16 protein-coding genes are annotated in these 20,645 nt (G+C 62.9%); 9 read left to right on the top strand and 7 right to left on the bottom strand.

The window, feature by feature from the left end:
- Positions 1-259 precede the first annotated feature (259 nt).
- The 3 genes from KEC45_RS10315 to KEC45_RS10305 are packed head-to-tail and all read left to right on the top strand — an operon-like array spanning position 260 to position 4,408.
- Positions 260-2,962, top strand: coding sequence for a TonB-dependent receptor (locus KEC45_RS10315; RefSeq protein WP_252172001.1), 2,703 nt, complete (start codon positions 260-262; stop codon positions 2,960-2,962).
- Positions 2,963-2,972: 10 nt separating this feature from the next.
- Entirely contained in the window at positions 2,973-3,677 is a 705-nt protein-coding gene (locus tag KEC45_RS10310) for a PepSY domain-containing protein (protein ID WP_062179739.1), read from the top strand.
- Complete coding sequence (locus tag KEC45_RS10305) at positions 3,674-4,408, top strand: PepSY domain-containing protein (protein WP_062179743.1); 735 nt, start codon at positions 3,674-3,676, stop codon at positions 4,406-4,408. The genes KEC45_RS10310 and KEC45_RS10305 overlap by 4 nt, the downstream gene beginning before the upstream one ends.
- A 6-nt stretch (positions 4,409-4,414) precedes the next feature.
- On the opposite strand, the gene hutC is transcribed toward KEC45_RS10305, so the two are convergent.
- The 4 genes from hutC to KEC45_RS10285 all read right to left on the bottom strand — a co-directional run bounded on the left by hutC (position 4,415) and on the right by KEC45_RS10285 (position 9,216).
- Positions 4,415-5,116, bottom strand: coding sequence for a histidine utilization repressor (gene hutC, locus KEC45_RS10300; RefSeq protein ID WP_252172000.1), 702 nt, complete (start codon positions 5,114-5,116; stop codon positions 4,415-4,417).
- A 292-nt stretch (positions 5,117-5,408) separates the two neighbouring features.
- Positions 5,409-6,065: a TetR/AcrR family transcriptional regulator gene (locus tag KEC45_RS10295; protein ID WP_062179750.1), complete on the bottom strand. Its 657-nt coding sequence runs from the start codon at positions 6,063-6,065 to the stop codon at positions 5,409-5,411.
- A 13-nt stretch (positions 6,066-6,078) separates the two neighbouring features.
- Positions 6,079-8,307 (bottom strand): TonB-dependent receptor, encoded by a 2,229-nt coding sequence (locus KEC45_RS10290; RefSeq protein ID WP_202966788.1) that lies wholly within the window; start codon positions 8,305-8,307, stop codon positions 6,079-6,081.
- Positions 8,308-8,343: 36 nt separating this feature from the next.
- Complete coding sequence (locus KEC45_RS10285; RefSeq protein WP_062179755.1) at positions 8,344-9,216, bottom strand: alpha/beta hydrolase; 873 nt, start codon at positions 9,214-9,216, stop codon at positions 8,344-8,346.
- Positions 9,217-9,343: 127 nt separating this feature from the next.
- Here KEC45_RS10285 and KEC45_RS10280 point away from each other — a divergent pair, with 127 nt between their 5' ends.
- The 3 genes from KEC45_RS10280 to KEC45_RS10270 all read left to right on the top strand — a co-directional run bounded on the left by KEC45_RS10280 (position 9,344) and on the right by KEC45_RS10270 (position 13,246).
- Positions 9,344-10,696, top strand: a complete 1,353-nt coding sequence (locus KEC45_RS10280; protein WP_062179758.1) for an MFS transporter — start codon at positions 9,344-9,346, stop codon at positions 10,694-10,696.
- Complete coding sequence (locus KEC45_RS10275) at positions 10,696-12,108, top strand: amidase (RefSeq protein WP_062179761.1); 1,413 nt, start codon at positions 10,696-10,698, stop codon at positions 12,106-12,108. Before KEC45_RS10280 ends, KEC45_RS10275 begins: the two co-directional genes overlap by 1 nt.
- 220 nt (positions 12,109-12,328) lie before the next feature.
- Positions 12,329-13,246, top strand: coding sequence for an MBL fold metallo-hydrolase (locus KEC45_RS10270; protein WP_062179764.1), 918 nt, complete (start codon positions 12,329-12,331; stop codon positions 13,244-13,246).
- Positions 13,247-13,355: 109 nt separating this feature from the next.
- On the opposite strand, the gene KEC45_RS10265 is transcribed toward KEC45_RS10270, so the two are convergent.
- Positions 13,356-14,237, bottom strand: a complete 882-nt coding sequence (locus tag KEC45_RS10265; protein ID WP_062179767.1) for a hypothetical protein — start codon at positions 14,235-14,237, stop codon at positions 13,356-13,358.
- 210 nt (positions 14,238-14,447) lie between these two features.
- Between KEC45_RS10265 and KEC45_RS10260 the strand changes: the two genes are divergently transcribed.
- Positions 14,448-15,398 (top strand): alpha/beta fold hydrolase, encoded by a 951-nt coding sequence (locus KEC45_RS10260; RefSeq protein WP_083435906.1) that lies wholly within the window; start codon positions 14,448-14,450, stop codon positions 15,396-15,398.
- 25 nt (positions 15,399-15,423) lie between these two features.
- On the opposite strand, the gene KEC45_RS10255 is transcribed toward KEC45_RS10260, so the two are convergent.
- Both KEC45_RS10255 and KEC45_RS10250 read right to left on the bottom strand, forming a co-directional pair.
- Positions 15,424-15,918: a YdeI/OmpD-associated family protein gene (locus tag KEC45_RS10255; protein ID WP_062179773.1), complete on the bottom strand. Its 495-nt coding sequence runs from the start codon at positions 15,916-15,918 to the stop codon at positions 15,424-15,426.
- Positions 15,919-15,932: 14 nt separating this feature from the next.
- Positions 15,933-17,261, bottom strand: a complete 1,329-nt coding sequence (locus KEC45_RS10250; RefSeq protein ID WP_062179776.1) for an MFS transporter — start codon at positions 17,259-17,261, stop codon at positions 15,933-15,935.
- Between the two features lie 169 nt (positions 17,262-17,430).
- On the opposite strand from KEC45_RS10250, the gene cyoA reads away from it, so the two are divergent.
- Positions 17,431-18,612 (top strand): ubiquinol oxidase subunit II, encoded by a 1,182-nt coding sequence (cyoA, locus tag KEC45_RS10245; RefSeq protein ID WP_062179779.1) that lies wholly within the window; start codon positions 17,431-17,433, stop codon positions 18,610-18,612.
- A gap of 16 nt (positions 18,613-18,628) precedes the next feature.
- Positions 18,629-20,641: a cytochrome o ubiquinol oxidase subunit I gene (gene cyoB, locus KEC45_RS10240; RefSeq protein ID WP_062179782.1), complete on the top strand. Its 2,013-nt coding sequence runs from the start codon at positions 18,629-18,631 to the stop codon at positions 20,639-20,641.
- Positions 20,642-20,645: the final 4 nt, after the last annotated feature.

Below are 20,645 nucleotides of genomic sequence, written 5' to 3'. Positions count from 1 at the left end.
GCGAACGCTCACCGACGCTTTTGTAATAAAATTACTCGGATTTAGACCGCGGCGACCCGTGCCGTTCGCAATTCATCCCCTAAAGGAAAAAAATGTCTCCTTATGTGAGGGGTAATCCTTCGGGATGCGTATTAGCCATATCAGGTGCAACCTCTTCTTGATCATATAACATATTGAAGTTACAGGATTATTTCTGTTGACCTGTATATACAATTGATGCTCTCTAAGGTTCATCACGTAACCAAAAAGGGGGTTTCGCATGTCGATCAGAAAATCATTGCTCGCGAGCGCCGCGGTGGTCGCAACTATCGCAACGCCGGCTTTCGCTCAGGATGCCGCGGCACCCTCGTCCGCGGCGGAGGCGAGCGAATTGGGAAGCGACATCGTCGTGACCGGCTCGCGTATTCGGCGCCAGGATCTTGCCGGCGTCGGTCCGGCGACGGTGGTGTCCGCCCAGCAAATCGAGAATACTGGACTGGTCAACATTGAGACCGTGCTACAGCGGTTGCCCGCCAACGCCGGCTTCGCGGGTAACCAAAGCTCCGCTTATTGGGCGAACAACGGTTATGGCACCGCGCAGGTGAACCTCCGTGGCCTCGGCATCAAGCGCACGCTTGTTCTCCTCAACGGCCGCCGCCTCGTCGCAGGCGGTACCGGGGCGAACTCGTCGCCCGACCTCAACATGATACCCGTCGCGGCGCTTGCGAGGACCGATGTGCTCAAGGATGGTGCCTCGGCGATATATGGTGCGGACGCGATGTCGGGTGTCGTCAACCTCGTGACCCGCACCGACTATGAAGGTCTCGGCCTCAGCGTGCGGCAGGGGATCACGGAAAAGGGCGACGGCTCAGACTTCACCGCCGACCTGCTCTGGGGCATTCGCAACGACCGTGGCGGCTTCATGGCGGCGGTCACCTATCAGAAGACCAAGGCGGTCAACATGGCGACGCGCGCACCTTGCTCGCTGGCGGAAACGACGCCCGGCGCGTTGAGTTGCGTCAACAGCGCCTCGACGGTCGGCGGGCGCGCGGTGCTGCCGAACGGTCAGCAGATCAACTTCAATCAAGTGCTGGGCGGTAACGGCAACTTCTTCGAACCCTACAGCGCCGCCAAGCACAACTTCAATTCGGCTCCGTTCCTGAATGCGGTCAGTCCCGTCGAGCGCGTCAGCACAGCCTTTTTCGCCGACTATGATATCACCGACAATATCGAAGCGTTCGCCGAGTTTCTTTATACGTTCCGCAAGTCGAACCAGATCGCGACACCAGGTACGCTGCGCAATCTCTCGATCGCCGCGAGCAATCCGACCAACCCGACGGGACAGAATATCGTCCTTGTCCAGCGTCGCCTCGCGGAACCCGGCGCGCGTCAGTTCTTTCAGGAGACCGATACCTGGCAGGGTACCTTCGGCCTCCGTGGCAAGCTCTCCAATAACTGGGGTTGGGAAGTGGCGGGCGCTTTCGGGCGCAATACTGCGGTGGATGGTTCGACCAACATCGCCAATCTAGAGCGAGTGGCCAATACGCTCGACACGACCAAATGCAGTCTTGCCGCCGGTGCGACGATACCTTGCGCCGACTATCTCGGGTTCGGCGACCTGACCCCCGAAGTTCTCGACTATATCCTGTTCACGTCGCGCGACCGCGGTGGAAATGAGCTGGCAACGGTCACCGCCGATCTCAACGGCGATCTGTTCAAGCTGCCCGCGGGCCCCGTGTCATTCGCGGCGGGTGTCGTCTATCGCAAGGAAAAGGGCTGGCGCGATCCCGATCCGCTCACCGTGCTGGGTATCGCCAACACCAATCAGCAGAGCCCGATTGCGGGGGCGAGCGTCGCCAAGGAAGCCTATCTTGAGCTGTCGGTACCCATTCTGGCGGACAAGCCCTTCTTCGAAGCGCTGACGCTCGATGGCGCCGTCCGCTATTCCGATTATGACCTGTTCGGCAGCGATTGGAACTATAAGGCCAGCCTCGACTGGATGATCAGTAATAGTTTCCGCCTGCGCGGCACCTATGGCACGGGTTTTCGCATCCCGAACGTCCCGGAATTGTTCGGCGGCGTGTCTGAAGGTAATCTGACGACTACCGACCCCTGCTCGCGCTATTCGACGAGCGGCAATGCAGGGCTGATCGCCAATTGTCAGGCATCTGGCGTGCCGGCGAACTATGTCCAGCTTGGTACCACGATCCTCACCACCGTTGGCGGCAACGAGAATTTGAAGCCCGAGAGTTCGACTACCTGGACGGTCGGCACGGTCATCACGCCCAAAGCGTTGATCCCGGGCCTGTCGCTCACCGCCGACTGGTTCGACATAAAGATCAAGGACGCGATCCGCGCGATTCCGGGCTCTACGAAGCTTGCCATTTGTTATGCCAGTGCGAACCTGTCGCATCCCTTCTGCGATGATTTTACGCGCAGCCCGTTGACCGGCGAGGTCACGTTCCTATCCGCGCAGCCGATCAACACCGGTCGTGAGGAGATGAACGGCCTCGATCTCGGATTGGTCTATGGGGGAGGAATCGGCAGCGTGAATATCTCGCTCGACGTCAACCTCACCTATCTCAACAAATATGTCGTCCTGCCATTCCCGGGTGGCGCGCCGATCGACTTCGACGGCTTCATCGGCGGCGGCAACGGCGGTTATCCGAAGTGGCGCGGCTATGGCGTGCTGACCGCCGAAAAGGACGGGATCAGCGCGACCTGGTCGACGCAGTGGATTGGCAAGGCGACCGACTTCAACGCTTCGGCCGGAGAGATCGGCTATCGCACGCCGAACATCTTCTACCACAATCTCCAAGTCGCCTTTGAGGTTGACGAGAAGACGCGTTTCCAGCTCGGTGTCGACAATCTATTCGACCGCAAGGCGCCCTATATCCAGAGCTTCACCGATGCGAATACCGACACGATGACCTATGACCTGCTCGGACGGCGTTTCTACGTCGGCTTCCGGACGGCTTTCTGAGGGTATCGGTATGGCGATCCGTTGGCCCCTGTTCGTCCGGCGAACGCATAAATGGCTGGCTTTGGTGGTCGGCGTCCAGGCTCTGCTGTGGACGCTAACCGGCTTCTATATGGTGGTCGTGCATATCGACACCATCCATGGCGACCATCTTGTGCGCGCGCCGGTGACCCAGCCATTCGATCTCGCGGGTCTGGCGCCTCCGTCGCGGATCGTCGCGTCCGCCCCCGGTGCGTCGGAAGTTCGCTTGCAGCATTTCTTCGGTCGTCCCGTCTGGCGAGCAGAAACTCCGGAAGGGGCGCGGTTGTTCGATGCGCGCTCAGGTGCGCCGCTGCCCGCGCTGACCGAGTCCCAGGTTCGCGAACAGGCGCGGCGTATCTACGCCGGCGACGGCAAAATTGTGTCGGTGCGCCTGCTGACCAAGGCGCCGCAGGAAATGCAATCGCGCAAACCGCCCTATTGGCAGGTCGAGTTCGAGGGCTGGAACCGTCCGACGCTTTATCTGTCGCCGCAGACGGGTGAACTGATCTCGCGGCGCCACGCGTTGTGGCGTGTCTTTGATGTCGCCTGGATGCTTCACATCATGGACTATGACGAGCGCACCGACGTCAACAATCCACTACTTCGGGTCGCGACATGGAGCGCCTTTGCCATGGCGCTGACCGGAGCTTGGCTGCTGATCTGGTCGTTCCCACGCCGCAAAAGGAAAAAGGCATGAAAAGGATACGTTTCACGCCGCTTTTCTTTCGGCGCATCCACAAATGGGTCGGCCTGATCCTCGGACTCCAGTTCCTGCTCTGGGCCCTAAGCGGCTCGGTGATGGCGCTCCTCGATAAGGACGAGGTTGGCGGTCATGGCGGCGCAATGAGCCATGCGCACCCGTTGCCCGCGGGAGATTATTTCGACGTCGCGGCACTGCCACGCGGCGAGGCGGTCACGGGGGTCCTGCTGCGCGACCTTGGCTCCCGTCCCGTCTATGAGGTCCGATCGGCCAAGGGCGTCCGCCTTGTCGACGCGACCACCGGCGCGGATATTCGCGTCGACGTGGCGATGGCCCGCGAGGTCGCGGCAATGATGAACGACGCGCCGATCCGCGAGGTCGGCGTACTTGCCAAGGCGAACCTTGAGTCGCGGGATCACCAGGGCGCGATGTGGCGCGTCGATTTCGACGATGCAGAAAATAGCAGCGCCTATATCTCGCTCGACACGGCGCGTTTCCTCGTCATGCGCGGCGATACGTGGCGGACATGGGACTTTTTCTGGATGCTCCACAATATGGACTATCTGAACCGGAAGAGCTTCAATCACCCGTTGATCATCTTTGTTGCCTTTGGCGCGCTCTGGCTCTCTGGAACTGGCTTCTATCTGCTGTTCAAAAGCTTCAGCCGCAGCGATTTTCGCTGGGTGCGCCGCCGCCGCAAACCGGTTGTGGTCGCCCGAATCCGCTGATGGTTTTCAATCGTCGATCGAGAAAGCCGCCGACAGCTCGAAGCGGGTGCCGGGATGCGTCAGCCAGGCATGGGACACGAGGCGGGACCGGCTCCATGTCCGGCGCGTCATCTGGAGCACCGGTTCGCTCTCTGACAGCCCCAGCATGCCGCGTATCCGCTCGTCGGGCATCGTCGCGCAAACGCGATGCTCCACCCGTTCGAGCGGCGCAATGCGCGTCAGATATTCATTGGGTGTCATCCGGGTGAAGTCGAGCGAGCCATATTCCGGCGCGATCGAAGCGAGGACGAAACGCTCCTCGATCTGGATCGGGAATTCGGCCTCGTGATGGACGATGATCGAATGAAATAATTTGGTCCCCACCGAAACCTCGAGCAGCGGCGCAGTCTCAACATTGGCGCGCTCTTCGCGGTTCTGGATCACGCGCGCGCGATAGGCATGACCGCGCTGACGGATTTCTTCAGCGATGTTGCGGATCTCGATCATCTGCCCGATCGGTCTCGGTTCGGCAATGAACGAACCGCTTCCCGCGCGTCGTACGACGACGCCTGCGGCCTGCAATTCGCGAACAGCTCGGTTCGCCGTCATCCGCGAGACTTCGAACTGCTGAACAAGTTCTGCTTCCGAAGGTACGCGATCGCCGGGGCGCAGGCGACCGTCCCGGACGGCGTCGCAGATACTCTGTTTGATCACAAGGTAGCGAGGCACAGATTCGATGCCGCGCGGTTCGTGGGCCTGCGTCCCCAACTGATCTTGCGGTTTAGGAACGGGCGGCTTTCGATCAAACGGCGGCTTCATGAGCCGTCTATACAACTTCATCGATCAGCAGCTAGATAAAATAGGCGGGTCAGAAAGATACATATGCCGCGAACAACGACCAAGGCTCGGTTGACTAATTTAAGCCGTATTCGACCGCCTGAAAGACAGGGAAGACCAATCCTGGAACGGATGTCCGCTTTCGCCCCTTGCGTTGTAAGTCAGAAGGGCCGCAGACGGCCGATCACTCAGGACCGAACACCAGTTCGAGCATCTGCCTCTTCCAGACCTCTACCGATCGCTCGATCAGAGCCATGTCGGGGTTGCGTATATATTCGACGGTCAAGCCACGCGTAACGGCGTTGTTGAGAAGTTGCAGGCTCTGATAGGCCTTGTCGTTGTCGATACCGGCGGCGTGGAGGATGAAGTGGCCCCACAGGCGGACGCGTCGGTCGAAGCGGCGCGTGCTGGGGCCGACTTCCTGATCGAGGTCGGGGTCGTTACGCCGCGCGAGGTGGATTTCAAGCACTGCCGCCATCTCGGGGCGGCTGACCATCCGGAAATTGGCGTCGATCAGATTCTCCATCGACTGCCGCGGCGTCGCGCCCACACGTATCGCTTCGGTATAGACGCGCGTGCGATAGGCGGCGAATTCCGCGGCGACCGCGGCCATGATCTTCGCTTTGGTCGGAAACTGGTGCTGGATCGCGCCAAGGCTCATCCCTGCAGCATCGCGGATTGCGTGCATCGTCGCGCCCGAATAGCCCTGCGCGCAGAGCACGTCGCGCGCCGCCGCCAGCACCTTGGTTCGCGTGGCGGCGCTGCGGTCGGCTTGGCTGCGGCGGGGTTTGGCGATCGTCGAGGTCATACGGTTGTCGTCGATAGCGTCGTGAACGGGCATAGGCGAGCGGCCTTTAGAAACTGACGGTCGCGTTGACGCCGACGGTACGCGGCCGCACCACCCCGATGCCAAGCGCACCATTCGGGTTGCGCGGCAGCCCCGCGACGCCGAGCAGCGCCTGCGTCGACGTGATCCCGCCCGAATTGGTCAGGTTGCTGACATAGGCATTTAGCGCATAGCGACCGAAATCGAGCCCGGCGCGGAGGTCGATCACCTCATAGGCGCGGACGCGCGGAAAATGGCCGAAGGTTGCGAGATAGGCGGGGTCGAACCCGCCGCTCTGGCGTGAAACCGAGCGGATGGATGCGCCAAAAGACGCACTGACGTCCGCGCCCATATTCCATTGATAGTCGGCGTTGGCGTTAATCGCATATCTGGGAGTGAAGGGTAGCGGGTCGCCCTTGACTGCGCCCACGGCGACCGGATCGGTGTCGTCGCTGAGGCGCGCGTCGTTATAGGCGACGCCGATCGATGCGGTGAGGCCCGCGATGGGGCGCAGCGTCGCGGCGATTTCCGCACCGTCGACCTTGGCGCTTGCGCCGTTGACGTTGACCCCGAAGCCGTTGACTACCGCCGCCAGTTGGATGTCGCTCCAGTCGATATGATAGATTGCGGCCTCGATCGACGCGCTGCGGTCGGCGGTGTCGCCCTTGAAGCCGATCTCGTAGCTGGTGACCGTGTCGGGTTCAAAGGTCGTGGGCGTGCCCGGCGGCGAGCCGATCGGGATGACGTTCGGGCCGCCGGGGCGATACCCCTTGGCAACGCGCGCATAGAGCGACGCCTGCCGTCCGAACTTGACCTTGGGAGCCACCGACCAGGTGAAGACATTGTCCGACGAGCGCAGCCCGTCGATCACCGCGGCCCCGAGCAACACTCCGTCGGTTGCCTGCGTCGCGCGCTGGCTATTGTGGCTGTAGCGTCCGCCGAGGTCGATATCGAACCAAGGCGAAAGGTGCAGCGTCGCATTTGCGAAGCCCGCGACCTCCTCGTACCGAGAGTCCAGGTTGAACACCGCGAACTCGAAGGGCAGGTCGATCGGGTTGAGCACGCCTGGCGTTCCCGGAACTGCGGTCTTGAGATTCTGGAAGATGCGGCCCTTTTCATGGGTATAATAGCCGCCGACCAGCCATTCGATAAGATCGCCGCCGTTCGAGGAGAGGCGCAGTTCCTGCGTCCATTTGCGGTTTTCGGTCTGCTGGTCGAAATAGACGTAGGAACCGCCGAGCGCTGCCGACAGATTGGCTGTATAATCGGCTCGGAACGACTGGAGTTGTTGGCCATAGCTGGTCGCCGAGGTCAGCGTCACGCCGCCGAAATCATGGTCGATTGTCGCATTGTAGAGCCGGTACTTCACGTCGCTGAAGGTCGGGATATACTCGGACTGAGTGAGCCCGCCATAGAGCGGCTTCAGGGTCGCGGCATCGGCTTCGACGATGCTCGGCGCGTCGACGTAGAGGTTCTGGAACAGCGCACTCAGCCGCACTTTGGTCCCGTTGCCGGGTTCCCAGAGCAGCGAGGCGCGGCCGCCGTAATTTTCGAAATCATTGATGTTGCTGCGAACGTTCGACCCTGAAGTGCCGATGCTGTCGATATAGCCACCCTGTTTGCGATACGAGCCCGACGCGCGCAAAGCGAGCGTGTCGCCGAGGGGGATGTTGATCATCGCCGCGCCGCGATACGAGGCGTCGCCGCCGTCGGTGAACTCAGCGCCACCCAGCAGCTTCGTTTCGAAGCCCGCGGTCGACGGTTCATTGGTCACGAATTTGAGTAGGCCGCCTAGCGAACTCGCTCCATATAGCGTGCCTTGCGGGCCACGGAGCACTTCGATCCGCGCGATATCGAAGCTGTCGAAATCACCCGCGAGTTCGGAGCCGTTGGCAAGGCCGGTGCTCGACCCGAAGGGCGTTTCATCGAGATAGACTGCGACGGTCGACGCGACGCCGCCGGTGTTGATCCCGCGCAGCACCAGCCGGCCCTGGCCTGGTGTGCCCTGGACCAACTGGAGGCTAGGCACATTCTTCAGATAGTCGGCGAAGCCGGTTGCACCTTGGGCTTCGAGTGTGGCTTCCAACACAACCGAGACCGATTGCGGGACGTCGATCAGCGACTGGGTGCGCTTTTGCGCGGTGACGACGATCTCTTCGCCCGTGCCCGCTTCGCCGTCCCGGGCCTGCGCGATCGCCGGCACGGCCAGCGCCAACATCATGGCGGTGCCGCAGAGGGCCTGGGTCAGGTGTCGCATAATCATTCCCCTCATCAATATCTTATGGTTCGAAGTTCAGTCGTCTCGCCCAAGTGCAAAGCGCATGCCGTGCAACATCGCGGCGGGTGCCGCCGACACATGGTCGTCGTGCGCGAAGGCAATGTGGTGCAGGGCGGTGGCGCCCGCGTCGCGTAGCGCGTCGGCAAACTCGCGGGCGGCATCGACCATACGCGCGCTTCGGATCTGCGCCTGTGCTTCCGCGAGCGTCACGCCGAGGCCCTGGGGAATGCTGGCTGGCAACTCTTGCTCGCGCGCGCCTACGTCGACGAAGATGCGCGGTTGGTCAGGCAGGGCGGCGAGGCTGTCCTTGAACGCCGGCAGTGCGGCAAGGATCGCGAAATCGTTCCACCACAGCGATGGGCTACTGATGATGAAGGCAGTGAAGCTATCGGGGCGGGTGAGCAGCGCATGCGCAGCGAACAGCCCGCCGAGCGAATGGCCGAACAGAATATGCGAACCCCCCGCCGTTTGCGGGTAGCGCTGCGCGATCGCCGGTCGCAGCGTATCGACCAGAAAGGCGAGGAAGGCGTCGGCGCCACCACCTGCCGCGCCGCCGATGGCCGCGCCGATTCCGCCAAGGCTGGCGAGCGCGTCGGCGCCGATGGGTGGGGTCAGGTCGGCGGTGCGCCGCTTCAGGAATTCGGCGTAATCGGCGTCGTAACCGATGCCGACGACATAATGCGCGGGAAAACCCGCTACGCTGGACACCGCGCGCGCGGTTTCTGCGGCGAGGCCGAATAGCATGTCGCCGTCGACGACATAGAGGATGGGCACATCAGCTTCGATAGCGGGGACCGCCGGCGCCGCGACGCTGATCATGAACTGACCCTCCCCCGACGGATGGGGCAGGGTGAATTGTTCCAGGGACGCGCGAACCGAGAAGGCCATCGATTTTCTCCAAGCTGGGGCGGCGTTTGCGTCGAGTCCCGTCCCGTCGTCTGGCTCTACATCAACTCCATTTACAATAAAGTCAACTTGTTTATAATGAGTCGAGCAAACGGATCGGGAGAGCGACATGAGCGGCGCGATAGCAAAGGTCTCCGATGGGGAATCTGCCCGCGCGGCAGTGTGGGCCTGGTACGGGCTTGTCGTGCTGCTGATGACGACGCTTTTCGCATTCGTCGTGCGTCAGATGCTCAGCCTGATTGCGCCGTCGCTACAGACCACGCTGGGTTTCAGCGACTGGCAACTCGGTATGCTGCAGGGGCTGGGGATGGCTGTATTCGCCAGCGCTGCGAGTTATCCGATGGGCTGGCTCGCCGATCGCTTCGGCCGCCGCCTGATCCTTGCGCTCGGCGTCGCCTGCTGGTCGCTCGCGACTGGGCTCAGCGCGTTCCAGGACAGTTTCGGTGGCCTGTTCGTGGCGACGATCGGTATCGCGATCGGCGAGGCGGGGCTCGCGCCGATCGTTTTCGCGCTGATCCCCGACTTGTTCCCCGAGCGGCAGCGCAATACCGCGAACTTCATCTTTTACGGCGGCTCGCTGCTCGGCGCGGGGCTCGGCATGGCGTTTGGTGGCGCCTTGCTGCAATGGCTCGCGGGGGCGCCGGATGTGCTGCCGACCTGGCTCGCCGGGGTCGACAATTGGCGGATTGCGATGATGATCATCGCGCTGCCCGGGCCGCTCTTCTTCCTGCTTGTGTTGACGATGCCGGTTGCAAAAATGACGGCTGCGAACCCCGGGGCCGAAGCGGACTGGGGCGCGTCGCGTGACTTTCTGCCCTATGCCCGCGCGCATTGGCGTACGCTCGCGTGCGTCTTCGGGTCGATCTTCGCGATGGCCGTCGCGATGACTTCGGGGGTGATGTGGTTCCCGCTTGCCTTGCCGCGGGCGTTCGGGATCGACCCGGCAACCGTGGGGGTGGGGCTCGGCACTGCGATCACCGTCGCGACGCTTGTCGGCGTGTTGCTCGCACCTGCGCTGCTCCGGCTGCGGCGCGGCGATGCCGAGCTCGACTCGCTACGCGTCGCGGCGATCTTCGTTGCGCTGACCCCGCTGCCTGCAGTGCTGCTTCCCTTCACGGCCTCGGCTTTTCAGGCCTATCTTGTTGCCGGGGTGCAGGGCGCGCTCGGCATCGCCGCCTCCTCGCTGATGCCCGGGGTGTTGCAGAATCTCGCGCCGCCACCGCTGCGCTCCCGCGTGCTCGCGCTGCTCGGCATCGTCAACGCTCTGGCGCTCGCCGTTTCGCCGCTCGCGATCGGCGCGCTGTCAGGGCTTATCGACGGACCGCGCGGCATGTTGCAGGCAATCGCGGTGGTCAGTCTGCCGTCGCTCATTCTTTCGGCCGTGCTGATGATGCTCGCGCCCCGGCCCTATGCCGCTACGTTGCGTGCAATCCGCCCGCACCCTTCGCAGGAGACGATGTGATGATGACCGGCTCGGCCGACGCGGCGCCCGCCGATATGACCGCGATGCAGGCGTCGCTCGCCGACGGCCGCACGACGCCCCCCGCCTTGGTCGAACAGGCGATCGAACGCGCCGAGGCGGCTAATCAGCAATTGAACTTCATCGCCTGGCGTAATTTCGAGCGCGCGCGAGAGCAAGCCGCCGCGCCGCGGTCGGGTCCGCTCGCGGGCATACCGACGCTGATCAAGGACATGCTCCCTGAAAAGGGGCTGCCCGCCGCCTTCGGTTCGGCGGCGCTTCGCGATTTCATCGCGCCGGTCGATGCTCCCTATGCGCAGGCGATCGAAAAAGCCGGCCTGATCTCGATCGCGCGCTCGTCGATGCCGGAGCTGGGGCTCAACGCAGTAACCGAATCGCCACTGGTCGGCCCGACGCGCAATCCGTGGAACGTCGACCATACCCCCGGCGGCTCATCAGGCGGCGGCGCGGCGGCTGTCGCGGCGGGAGTCGTGCCCGTCGCGCACGCCAGCGACGGGCTCGGATCGATTCGCCACGGCGCGGCGCCTTGCGGGCTCGTCGGGCTCAAACCCTCGCGCGGGCGCAATGCGGGCGAAGAGGCGTTCCGCGCGATCACCGACCTGACCGTCAACGGCTGCGTCAGCCGCACGGTGCGCGACAGCGCGGCGTGGCTCGCGGCGACGCAGACGCACGACCCCGCATGCCTGCCGCCGATCGCGCCGGTGAACGGGCCGATCGAGCATCGGCTGCATGTTCACGCCTATAGCCGCATCATGCGCACCGGCGCAGCGTCCGATGCGAGCGTCGCGCGCGTTTTCGGTGAAGCGATCGCCTTGCTGGACCGGCTGGGCCACAAAGTGTCCGACGCCGCGCCGCCGTTCGACGGCCCTGTCGCGATGGAGCTGCTCGGCGACATTACCGAGGGCATGTTCGCGCGGCGCCTGGGCATGCTGTCGCAACAGATAGGTATCGGATTGCGCGCAGACGATCTCGAGCATCGTTCGGCGACGCTTATCGCCGCGGGGGAGGCGATGAGCGACGCGCATTACACCGCTGCGTGGTCCGCGATGGAGGGCGTGGTCGCCGCCTATCTCGCGCGGCTCGAGGAGGTCGACATATGGATGACCCCGACGCTGGGCACCGAGATTCCTCGGATTGGCGTCTTTGGACCCGATGTTGCGTGGGGCGATCAGCGAAATCCGCTGATCGACTATGCCGGCTATTGCTGGATCGACAATTTCGCAGGCACGCCGGCAATCAGCCTGCCGGTCGGGTTCAGCGACAACGGGCTTCCCGTCGGTGTTCAATTTGCGACGCGTATCGGCGGAGAAGGATTGCTCCTGGCGCTCGCATACCAGCTTGAAGCCGTGCTGGATTGGCCACGTCAACTGCCGCCGATCTGGGTGGGCACTTAGCCTTGGGCCAGATATGGGCGGTCGCGCAAATTGCGTAGGCGCCGGGCGCCGCTCCTCAATATCTAGCGTCGCGCGTTCGGTCGCTTCGGCATCGAACCTATCTCAAGGTGCAGGTCTGCCTGCCCTTGAAACGGCGCCGCCCTGTCGGAGCGCACGATATCGGCAGCCGCCCAAAAGCGCGATCCAGGTCTCACAATATGCAAAGCAAGAGGAGACCGACATGACTCTCGACACAATATTGCAATCCGATCGCCCCCGCCTCGACGAGCCGGTGCCGTCGCGCTACGCGCTGCAGGTCGGCGACATCGACGTGCTGGTGATCAGCGACGGCGTGCTGCCGATCCCGGCCCATGTACTCGCGCATAATGTCGCTCCGGACGTCCTCGACACATGGCTCGACGAACAGTTCCTGCCGCAAGGGGTGGCCGAGTGGCCTCTGAACGTCCTTGTCGTGCGCAGCGGTGAGCAGACGATCCTCGTCGACGCGGGGCTTGGCATGGATCCGAACCTGAAACTGGAAAAGGCCGGACGTCTGGTGCAGCGGCTGGAAGCGGCCGGGATCCCCCTCGATTCTATCACCGACGTCGTCATCACCCATATGCATATGGATCATATCGGCGGGCTGACAATCGACGGCACGCACGAGCGCATGCGCCCCGACTTGCGCGTGCATGTCGCTGCGGCCGAAGTCGAATTCTGGAACAATCCCGATTTCTCGAAGACCGTGATGCCCGAAGGGTTCCCCGACGCGCTGCGCGGCACGGCCAAGCGGTTCATGGAACAATATGCAAGCCAGATCCGGACCTTTGAGACGGAAGTCGAGGTGGCGCCGGGCGTCACTGCCGAACTGACCGGCGGCCACACGCCCGGCCATTGCATGGTCCGCGTCGCATCGGACGGCGAGCGGCTGACATTCGTCGGCGACGCCATCTTCCAGGTCGGGTTCGATCAGCCCGGCTGGTACAATGGTTTCGAGCATGATCCGGAAGAATCCGAGCGCGTCCGCGTCAATCTATTGCGCGAGTTCGCGGAGACGCGCGAGGCATTCGTCGCGACGCACCTGCCGTTCCCGTCCATCTATCATGTGGCGGTTGCGGGCGATGCGTTTCGTGCCGTGCCGGCGGTCTGGGACTATTGATCGCCGATCGCTTCCCTGATTGAAAAGGCGGCCGTGGTTCGGGTTCGAACCACGGCTGTTTCGTTATGGGCTTTTTAAGATGGGCAGCCGGTGCCGCCCGAACGGGCTGTTACAAGGGCCGTCCGGCAAGCCAGATGGCGAGGTTTCGGACATATCGGCGGATAGACCGTTGTGCCTCGGGCGAAGAGGCGAGCGAATGGCCGGGCTTTTCGCTGACAAAGGTGGGGCAGCCCATCGCGGGGTTCCAATTATAGTCCGCGAAATGGTGGAAGGTTGACTGGGCGAGGGCCGGACCGCCGCTGGCGGATGGCTCGAACGCGACGGCCAGGTTGAAGCGATTGCCGCTGGCCTGGCTCACCCCGGTGGCAATGACGCGCGCCGACGTCTCGTCATCGGGAACGCCAACGGCGCCTTCGTGCGGATGGGCCGGTAGGTAGCGGATCAGGCCATCGGCCGCGTCGGGATCGCTGAGCAGGGAATGTGGCGGCTCGGAGATCGTGATCGTCTGAAAATCGCCATTCGCGCCCGAATGATAGTTGGGCCAGAGAATATAATCGGTCTCGCGATCGTCGGCGACGTGGCGGCTCGGGTCGGGCTCGGGGCGCGTGCTATGGAAAAAATGCGCGTTTCCGACGCCACCCAAGGTGCAGACCGAACTGCCGAGGTCCATATGGTCGCGCGTTACCAGCAGGCCGCGGCCACTTTCCCTGAACCGGCTGATCGCCTCGCAATCCTCGCTGGTCAGGCCGTCGCCGACATCGACCGCAAAAAGCCAGAGCTGGTCAAAGTCGGATTGGTCGATCGTCGACAGGATGGGATCGGGCGCGCCGGGGGCGGTGCGGTCGCGCGCGGTCACGGCACATAGGGGCTGCCCATCGTCATCGGTGAGGCCCGACAGATAGTCGCGGAGCAGCGAGAAGCGACCGATATGCCAGTCATCCTCGATCGGCGGGATGGTAGTCTGAAGCAGGATGCGAATGGGGGAGGGCACAGGTTTTCCTTTTATCTGAGTATGAGTCGTCCAAGCTTAAACTAGGCGTTTGGACGGAAAGGTTCAGACCCAAGAGATTGCCGACCTATTGTACCATCGGCGATGCGGCCGTTTGGGGCCCTGCGTCGGACCTGAGCTTTCGGACAATATTACCCATCCCTGTGGTTGGAATATCGCAAGGCCTTCCGATCGCTGCAGAAAGTTCCTCCCATGCGCAAAGCCCTGTTCGCCGCCGCCGTCCTTTTTGCCTGCCAGCCCGGTGCGCTCGCCATCGCATCACCCGACGCCAGCGCACACACGCAAGGCGCGATCCGCGACGGTAAGATCGAGGTGAATGGCGTCCAATATCATTATCTGATCGCCGAGGGGCGCGGCGAGCCCGTCGTGCTGCTGCACGGCTGGGGCGAGACGTCCTATATGTGGCGGCATGTGATGCCGGCCTTGGTCGCGCGCGGACATACGGTAATCGCGCCCGATCTTCGCGGTCTGGGCGATACCGCGCGGCCCGCGGCGGGATATGAAAAGGCGAATATCGCCCGTGACATCCGCGCACTCATCGGCGCGTTAGGGCTGGGGCCGCGCGTCGCGGTAGCGGGGCACGACATGGGCGGAATGGTCGCTTATGCCTATGCCGCGCAATATCGCGATCAGGTGTCGAGGCTTGTCGTCATGGATGTGCCGCTGCCTGGGATTGATCCGTGGAAGGAGATTTCATCGACGCCGCGGACCTGGCATTTCCGTTTCTTCGGCGTCCGCGACCTGCCCGAGATGTTGATTACGGGGCAGGAGAGCGAGTTCATCCGCTGGTTCCGCGGTGTCGAAGCAGTGAACACCAGCGCGCTGACCCCGGAATCGGAGGACTTCTACGCGGCCGCCTATGCACGCCCCGGCGCGCTGCGTGGTGGCTTCGAATATTATCGCGCGTTTGCACAGGACGAGATCGACAATCGCGCCTTTGCCAAGCAGCCGCTGAGTATTCCGGTGCTTGGCCTTGGTGCGACGGGCGGGTTGGGCGAGACGATGGGCGTTCTGCTGCGCAACGTGGCGCGCGATGTGAAGACGGTGATCATCACGGATTCGGGTCACTGGGTCGCTGAAGAACAGCCTCAGCAGGTGATCGACGCGCTGACCGGCTTCATTCCCGCACCTGAAAGATCTTGAGCAGGATTTTGCGTAGGATCTGGCCTCAGTTCCAGTCGCGCGCCAGAAAGCGGGCTTTCGCACCGCCGAGGACACCGATTGCGCGGTCGATGTTGCGATGCCGTGCTTCGTCCGATTTCAAATTGGCGAGATAGCGCAGGACTTCCTTGCGGAGACTGGGCGTGAGGCTGTCCCAGCGGGCCTTGGCCACCGCATCTGCATCGAGCCGCGCCGCGAATTCCGGGAGCATGGCGTCCTGCGGGCCGCTCTGATAATCGGAATCGAATGCGACTGCCACTTCGACGGTGTCGCCGACATTGGTGCCCGAGGCCTTGCGGACGACCCCGTCGAGATAGAGGTAAAAGCTCCCGTCACCAGTGGGCATCATATTCACACGCCAGGCGGGATCGGGCTGGCCGTTCACCTGGACGAGAACGGGGAGGGGCTTTTTCCAGTCCGGCTTGATCCGCTGCGCCTGCGCGGCGTTGACGAACACATAAGGATTAATTCCCCGGAGTTCGATCTTCGCGCTGAATTTCATTTCCGGGGGACGGATCAGTCGATCGTGCTCGCGAGCTCGCGGTTGAGCCACAGCGCGACAAGGGTGACGATCGCGCCTGACAGGAGATAGCCGCCCGCTGCGATCAGCCCGTACTGGCTGGACAGCCACAGCGCGATCATCGGGGCGAAGCCAGCGCCGAACAGCCATGCGAGGTCGGAGGTGAAGGCCGAACCCGTATAGCGGTGGCGTGGCTGGAAGTTTGACGAGAGCGCACCCGAAGACTGGCCGAAGGACAGGCCGAGAAGCGCGAACCCAAGGATCATGAACGCCGCCTCGCCGAATTCACCCGCGTCGAGAAGCTGCGGCGCGAAACCGCTGAACGCCGCGATGGCGGCAGCGGTAGCGCCGAGCAGGGTGCGGCGACCTATGCGATCGGCGAGAATGCCCGACGCGACGATCGCTCCGATACCGACCACCGCAGCGATCGCCTCGATCATCAGAAAGCGCACAGGGGTTTCGTCGGTGAACAGGAACACCCACGACAGCGGATATACGGTGACCATGTGGAACATCGCGAAGCTGGCGAGCGGGGCGAAGGTGCCGACGACGATCGTCTTCCATTCCGACCGCACCGTTTCGAGCAACGGCGCGGGCTCAAGCGCACGATTCTCGAACAGCTCGGCATATTCGGGAGTGACGACGATGCGCAGCCGCGCGAAGAGCGCGACGACGTTGATAGCGAAGGCGACGAAGAAGGGATAGCGCCAGCCCCAGGCGAGGAAATCCTCCGCCGGCAGCGCTGCGATCAGGAACATGAAGAGCAGGCTGGCGACGATCAGGCCGAGGGGCGCGCCGAGCTGCGGGATCATCGCGTACCAGCCGCGGCGGTTTTCGGGCGCATTGATCGCGAGCAGCGAAGCGAGGCCGTCCCACGACCCGCCGAGCGCTACGCCCTGTCCCATGCGGAACAGCGCGAGAAGCAGCGCGGCGCCGATGCCGGCCGATTCATAGCTGGGGACGAAAGCGATGGCAGCGGTCGAGCCGCCGAGCAGGAACAGCGCGATTGTGAGCTTGGCGCCGCGGCCATAAGCGCGGTCGATCGCGGTGAAGATGATCGTGCCGACGGGGCGCGCCACAAAGGCGAGGGCGAAGATCGCGAACGACCAGAGCGTGCCCGTCAGCGGATCGAGATGCGGGAAGACCAGCTTTGGGAACACCAGCACCGACGCGATGGCATAAACGAAGAAGTCGAAGAATTCGGAGGTGCGGCCGATGACGACGCCGATTGCGATCTCGGCAGGGTCGATGCGGTGGCTGCCGTCGTCGTGGAGGGCGCGGGCGTCGCGTTCGACCTCGGTAGTGGGCACAGTATCGGCAGCCATGGTAACAATCCTTGAGCTGGCGCCCTCCGCAAGACAAGATGCGGCGGCACGAGTCGGTCATAGGGCAAAATCGCCCGGAATGAAAATGCCCCTGCGCGATGAAGAGCGGTCGCGGGATTGGACAAAATGTCCTATGTGCAGTGCAACAAAGGAGGCCTAGGCGCGCATCATGCCAAGCAATCTCCCCCGTTTTTCCGCCCGATTGCGGCTCTTGCCGCTGCTCGCCGCGCTGCCCCTGTTGTCGGGTTGCGGGCTGATCGTGCTCGATCCCGCCGGCGACGTCGCGCGTCAGCAGGGCGACCTGATCGTCCTGTCGACCGTGCTGATGCTGCTGATCATCGTGCCGGTGATGGGGCTGACGATCTTCTTCGCGTGGAAGTATCGCGCGTCGAACAAGGAGGCGACTTACAAGCCCGACTGGGACCATTCGACGCAGCTTGAACTGGTCATCTGGTCGGCGCCGCTCTTGATCATCATCTGTCTGGGCGCGGTGACGTGGGTCGCGACGCATTTGCTCGATCCCTATCGCCCGCTCGCGCGCACGGGGCCGGGTCAGCCGGTGGCGGCGGAGGCAAAGCCGCTCGACGTGCAGGTGGTTGCACTCGATTGGAAATGGCTGTTCATCTATCCCGAACAGGGCGTTGCTACCGTGAACGAACTGGCATTGCCGGTGAATCGGCCGGTGCGTTTCCGCATCTCCTCCTCTTCGGTGATGAACAGCTTTTACGTGCCCGCGCTGGCGGGGCAGATTTACGCGATGCCGGGAATGGAAACCAAGCTGCACGGCGTGTTCGATAAGACCGGCAACTACGAAGGCTTTTCGGCCAATTATTCGGGCTGGGGCTTTTCGAACATGCGCTTTGCGGTGAAGAGCCTGCCCGCGGGCGAGTTCGACAAATGGGTCGCAGCGACGAAGGCATCGGCCGAGGGAGACCTCAGCCGCGATACTTATCTGAAGCTCGAAAAGCCCACCCACAAGGAACCCGTTCGCCGCTTCGCCGCGAGCGATCCGCAGCTCTTTGATGCGGTCGTCAACATGTGCGTCGAGCCCGGCAAGATGTGCATGCACGACATGATGTCGCTCGACGCCGCCGGCGGCGCGGGTATCGCCGGCATCGGCAATGTCCGGCAGGTCACCTATGACAAGTTTGCCGCGCGCGGGACGGTTGATGCGGCGCGCTGGAGCATGCGTTACGTCGCGGCCTATTGCAGCTCGCCGGTCATGTCGAACGACCGCCCCGACGCCAAGCCGGTCGCGCCGGAGAAGCTGAAGGGCGAGGGGCTTCCCCATCCTTCCAAGCCCGAACGCACGGCGCTGCGCGCACCCGCCGCCGAACGCCCGATGTCCTGAACGAGCCGAGACCCCCATGACCATCCCGCATCCCGCACCCGAAACCGGTCCGATCCTTGGCAAGCTGTCGCTCGAGGCGCTGCCGCTGCACGAGCCGATCCTCGTCGTCACCTTTATCGGCGTCGTCCTCGGCGGCATCGCCGTGCTCGGCCTGATCACCAAATTCCGCCTCTGGGGCTATTTATGGAAAGAATGGTTCACGACCGTTGACCACAAGCGCATCGGGATCATGTACATGATCCTGGGGCTCATCATGTTCCTGCGCGGCTTTGCCGATGCGATCATGATGCGCCTGCAGCAGGCGATGGCGTTCAATGGGTCCGAAGGGTATCTGACCCCGCATCACTACGACCAGGTGTTCACCGCGCACGGCGTGATCATGATCTTTTTCGTCGCGATGCCGTTCATCACCGGGCTGATGAACTATATCGTGCCGCTCCAGATCGGTGCGCGCGACGTCAGCTTTCCCTTCCTCAACAATTTCAGCTTCTGGATGACGACCGCGGGCGCGGTGCTGACGATGATCTCCTTGTTCATCGGCGAATATGCGCAGACCGGCTGGCTCGCCTATCCTCCGCTGTCGGGGATTGCCTACAGCCCTAATGTCGGCGTCGACTATTATATCTGGGGCTTACAGATAGCCGGCGTCGGCACGACGCTGTCGGGCATCAACCTGATCGTCACGATCCTGAAGCTGCGCGCGCCGGGCATGGGCCTGATGAAGATGCCCGTCTTCACCTGGACCTCGCTCTGCTCGAACATCCTGATCGTCGCGAGTTTCCCGATCCTGACCGCGACGCTCGTGCTGCTCAGCCTCGACCGTTATGTCGGGACCAACTTCTTCACCAACGACCTCGGCGGATCGCCGATGATGTATGTGAACCTGATCTGGATCTGGGGCCATCCCGAGGTCTATATCCTGGTGCTGCCGCTGTTCGGCGTCTTCTCTGAAGTCACCTCGACCTTCTCTGGCAAGCGGCTCTTCGGCTATACGTCGATGGTCTATGCGACGATCTGCATCACGATCCTCTCGTACCTTGTCTGGCTGCACCATTTCTTCACCATGGGATCGGGGGCCAGCGTCAACAGCTTCTTCGGCATCACGACGATGGTGATCTCGATCCCGACGGGCGCCAAGCTCTTCAACTGGCTCTTCACGATGTACCGCGGCCGCATCCGCTTCGAACTTCCGATGATGTGGACGATCGCCTTCATGCTCACTTTCGTCATCGGTGGCATGACCGGCGTGCTGCTCGCCGTGCCGCCAGCCGACTTCGTGCTCCACAACTCGCTGTTCCTGATCGCGCACTTCCACAATGTGATCATCGGGGGCGTGCTGTTCGGCCTGTTCGCGGCGATCAATTACTGGTGGCCCAAGGCGTTCGGTTACAAGCTCGACGTGTTCTGGGGCAAGGTCAGCTTCTGGTGCTGGGTCGTGGGCTTCTGGGTCGCGTTCACGCCGCTCTATATCCTCGGCCTGATGGGCGTGACGCGGCGCATGCGCGTGTTCGACGATCCCAGCCTGCAAATATGGTTCGTGATCGCGGGCATCGGCGCGCTGATCGTTGCCGCGGGCATCGGCGCGATGCTGGTCCAGTTCGGTGTCAGCATCTGGCGTCGCAAGGAACTGCGCGACACGACGGGCGGCGATCCGTGGGAAGGCCGCACGCTCGAATGGGCGACCAGTTCGCCGCCGCCCGACTATAATTTCGCCTTCACGCCCGTCATCCACGACCTTGATGCCTGGTACGACATGAAGACGCGCGGGCATCAACGTCCAGTCGATGGCTATCGCGACATCCATATGCCGAGCAACACCGGCACGGGGATGATCCTGTCGGGCTTCTGCCTCGTCATGGGCTTCGCCCTTGTCTGGCATATCTGGTGGCTGGTGGCGCTGAGCTTTGCAGCGACGGTCGCGGGCGCGATCTATCACACCTTCAACTACAAGCGCGATTTCGACATTCCGGCGGCGACGGTCACGGCGGTCGAGGAAGCGCGTACCCGCCAGTTGGCTGCCGGAGCCTGATGCG

Source organism: Sphingopyxis sp. USTB-05, assembly GCF_023822045.1.
Lineage (GTDB): Bacteria > Pseudomonadota > Alphaproteobacteria > Sphingomonadales > Sphingomonadaceae > Sphingopyxis.
Note: the sequence above shows the minus strand (reverse complement) of the source record. Positions and strands in the feature narration are given on the sequence as shown.

Bases quoted from the DNA above. Each gene is read 5' to 3' on its own strand.
- KEC45_RS10305 (WP_062179743.1), top strand. From the start codon at position 3,674: ATGAAAAGGATACGTTTCACGCCGCTTTTCTTTCGGCGCATCCACAAA.
- KEC45_RS10255 (WP_062179773.1), bottom strand. From the start codon at position 15,918: ATGAAATTCAGCGCGAAGATCGAACTCCGGGGAATTAATCCTTATGTG.
- KEC45_RS10270 (WP_062179764.1), top strand. From the start codon at position 12,329: ATGACTCTCGACACAATATTGCAATCCGATCGCCCCCGCCTCGACGAG.
- KEC45_RS10295 (WP_062179750.1), bottom strand. From the start codon at position 6,065: ATGCCCGTTCACGACGCTATCGACGACAACCGTATGACCTCGACGATC.
- cyoB (WP_062179782.1), top strand. From the start codon at position 18,629: ATGACCATCCCGCATCCCGCACCCGAAACCGGTCCGATCCTTGGCAAG.
- KEC45_RS10290 (WP_202966788.1), bottom strand. From the start codon at position 8,307: ATGCGACACCTGACCCAGGCCCTCTGCGGCACCGCCATGATGTTGGCG.
- cyoA (WP_062179779.1), top strand. From the start codon at position 17,431: ATGCCAAGCAATCTCCCCCGTTTTTCCGCCCGATTGCGGCTCTTGCCG.
- KEC45_RS10275 (WP_062179761.1), top strand. From the start codon at position 10,696: ATGATGACCGGCTCGGCCGACGCGGCGCCCGCCGATATGACCGCGATG.
- KEC45_RS10250 (WP_062179776.1), bottom strand. From the start codon at position 17,261: ATGGCTGCCGATACTGTGCCCACTACCGAGGTCGAACGCGACGCCCGC.
- KEC45_RS10280 (WP_062179758.1), top strand. From the start codon at position 9,344: ATGAGCGGCGCGATAGCAAAGGTCTCCGATGGGGAATCTGCCCGCGCG.
- KEC45_RS10260 (WP_083435906.1), top strand. From the start codon at position 14,448: ATGCGCAAAGCCCTGTTCGCCGCCGCCGTCCTTTTTGCCTGCCAGCCC.
- KEC45_RS10285 (WP_062179755.1), bottom strand. From the start codon at position 9,216: ATGGCCTTCTCGGTTCGCGCGTCCCTGGAACAATTCACCCTGCCCCAT.
- KEC45_RS10310 (WP_062179739.1), top strand. From the start codon at position 2,973: ATGGCGATCCGTTGGCCCCTGTTCGTCCGGCGAACGCATAAATGGCTG.
- KEC45_RS10315 (WP_252172001.1), top strand. From the start codon at position 260: ATGTCGATCAGAAAATCATTGCTCGCGAGCGCCGCGGTGGTCGCAACT.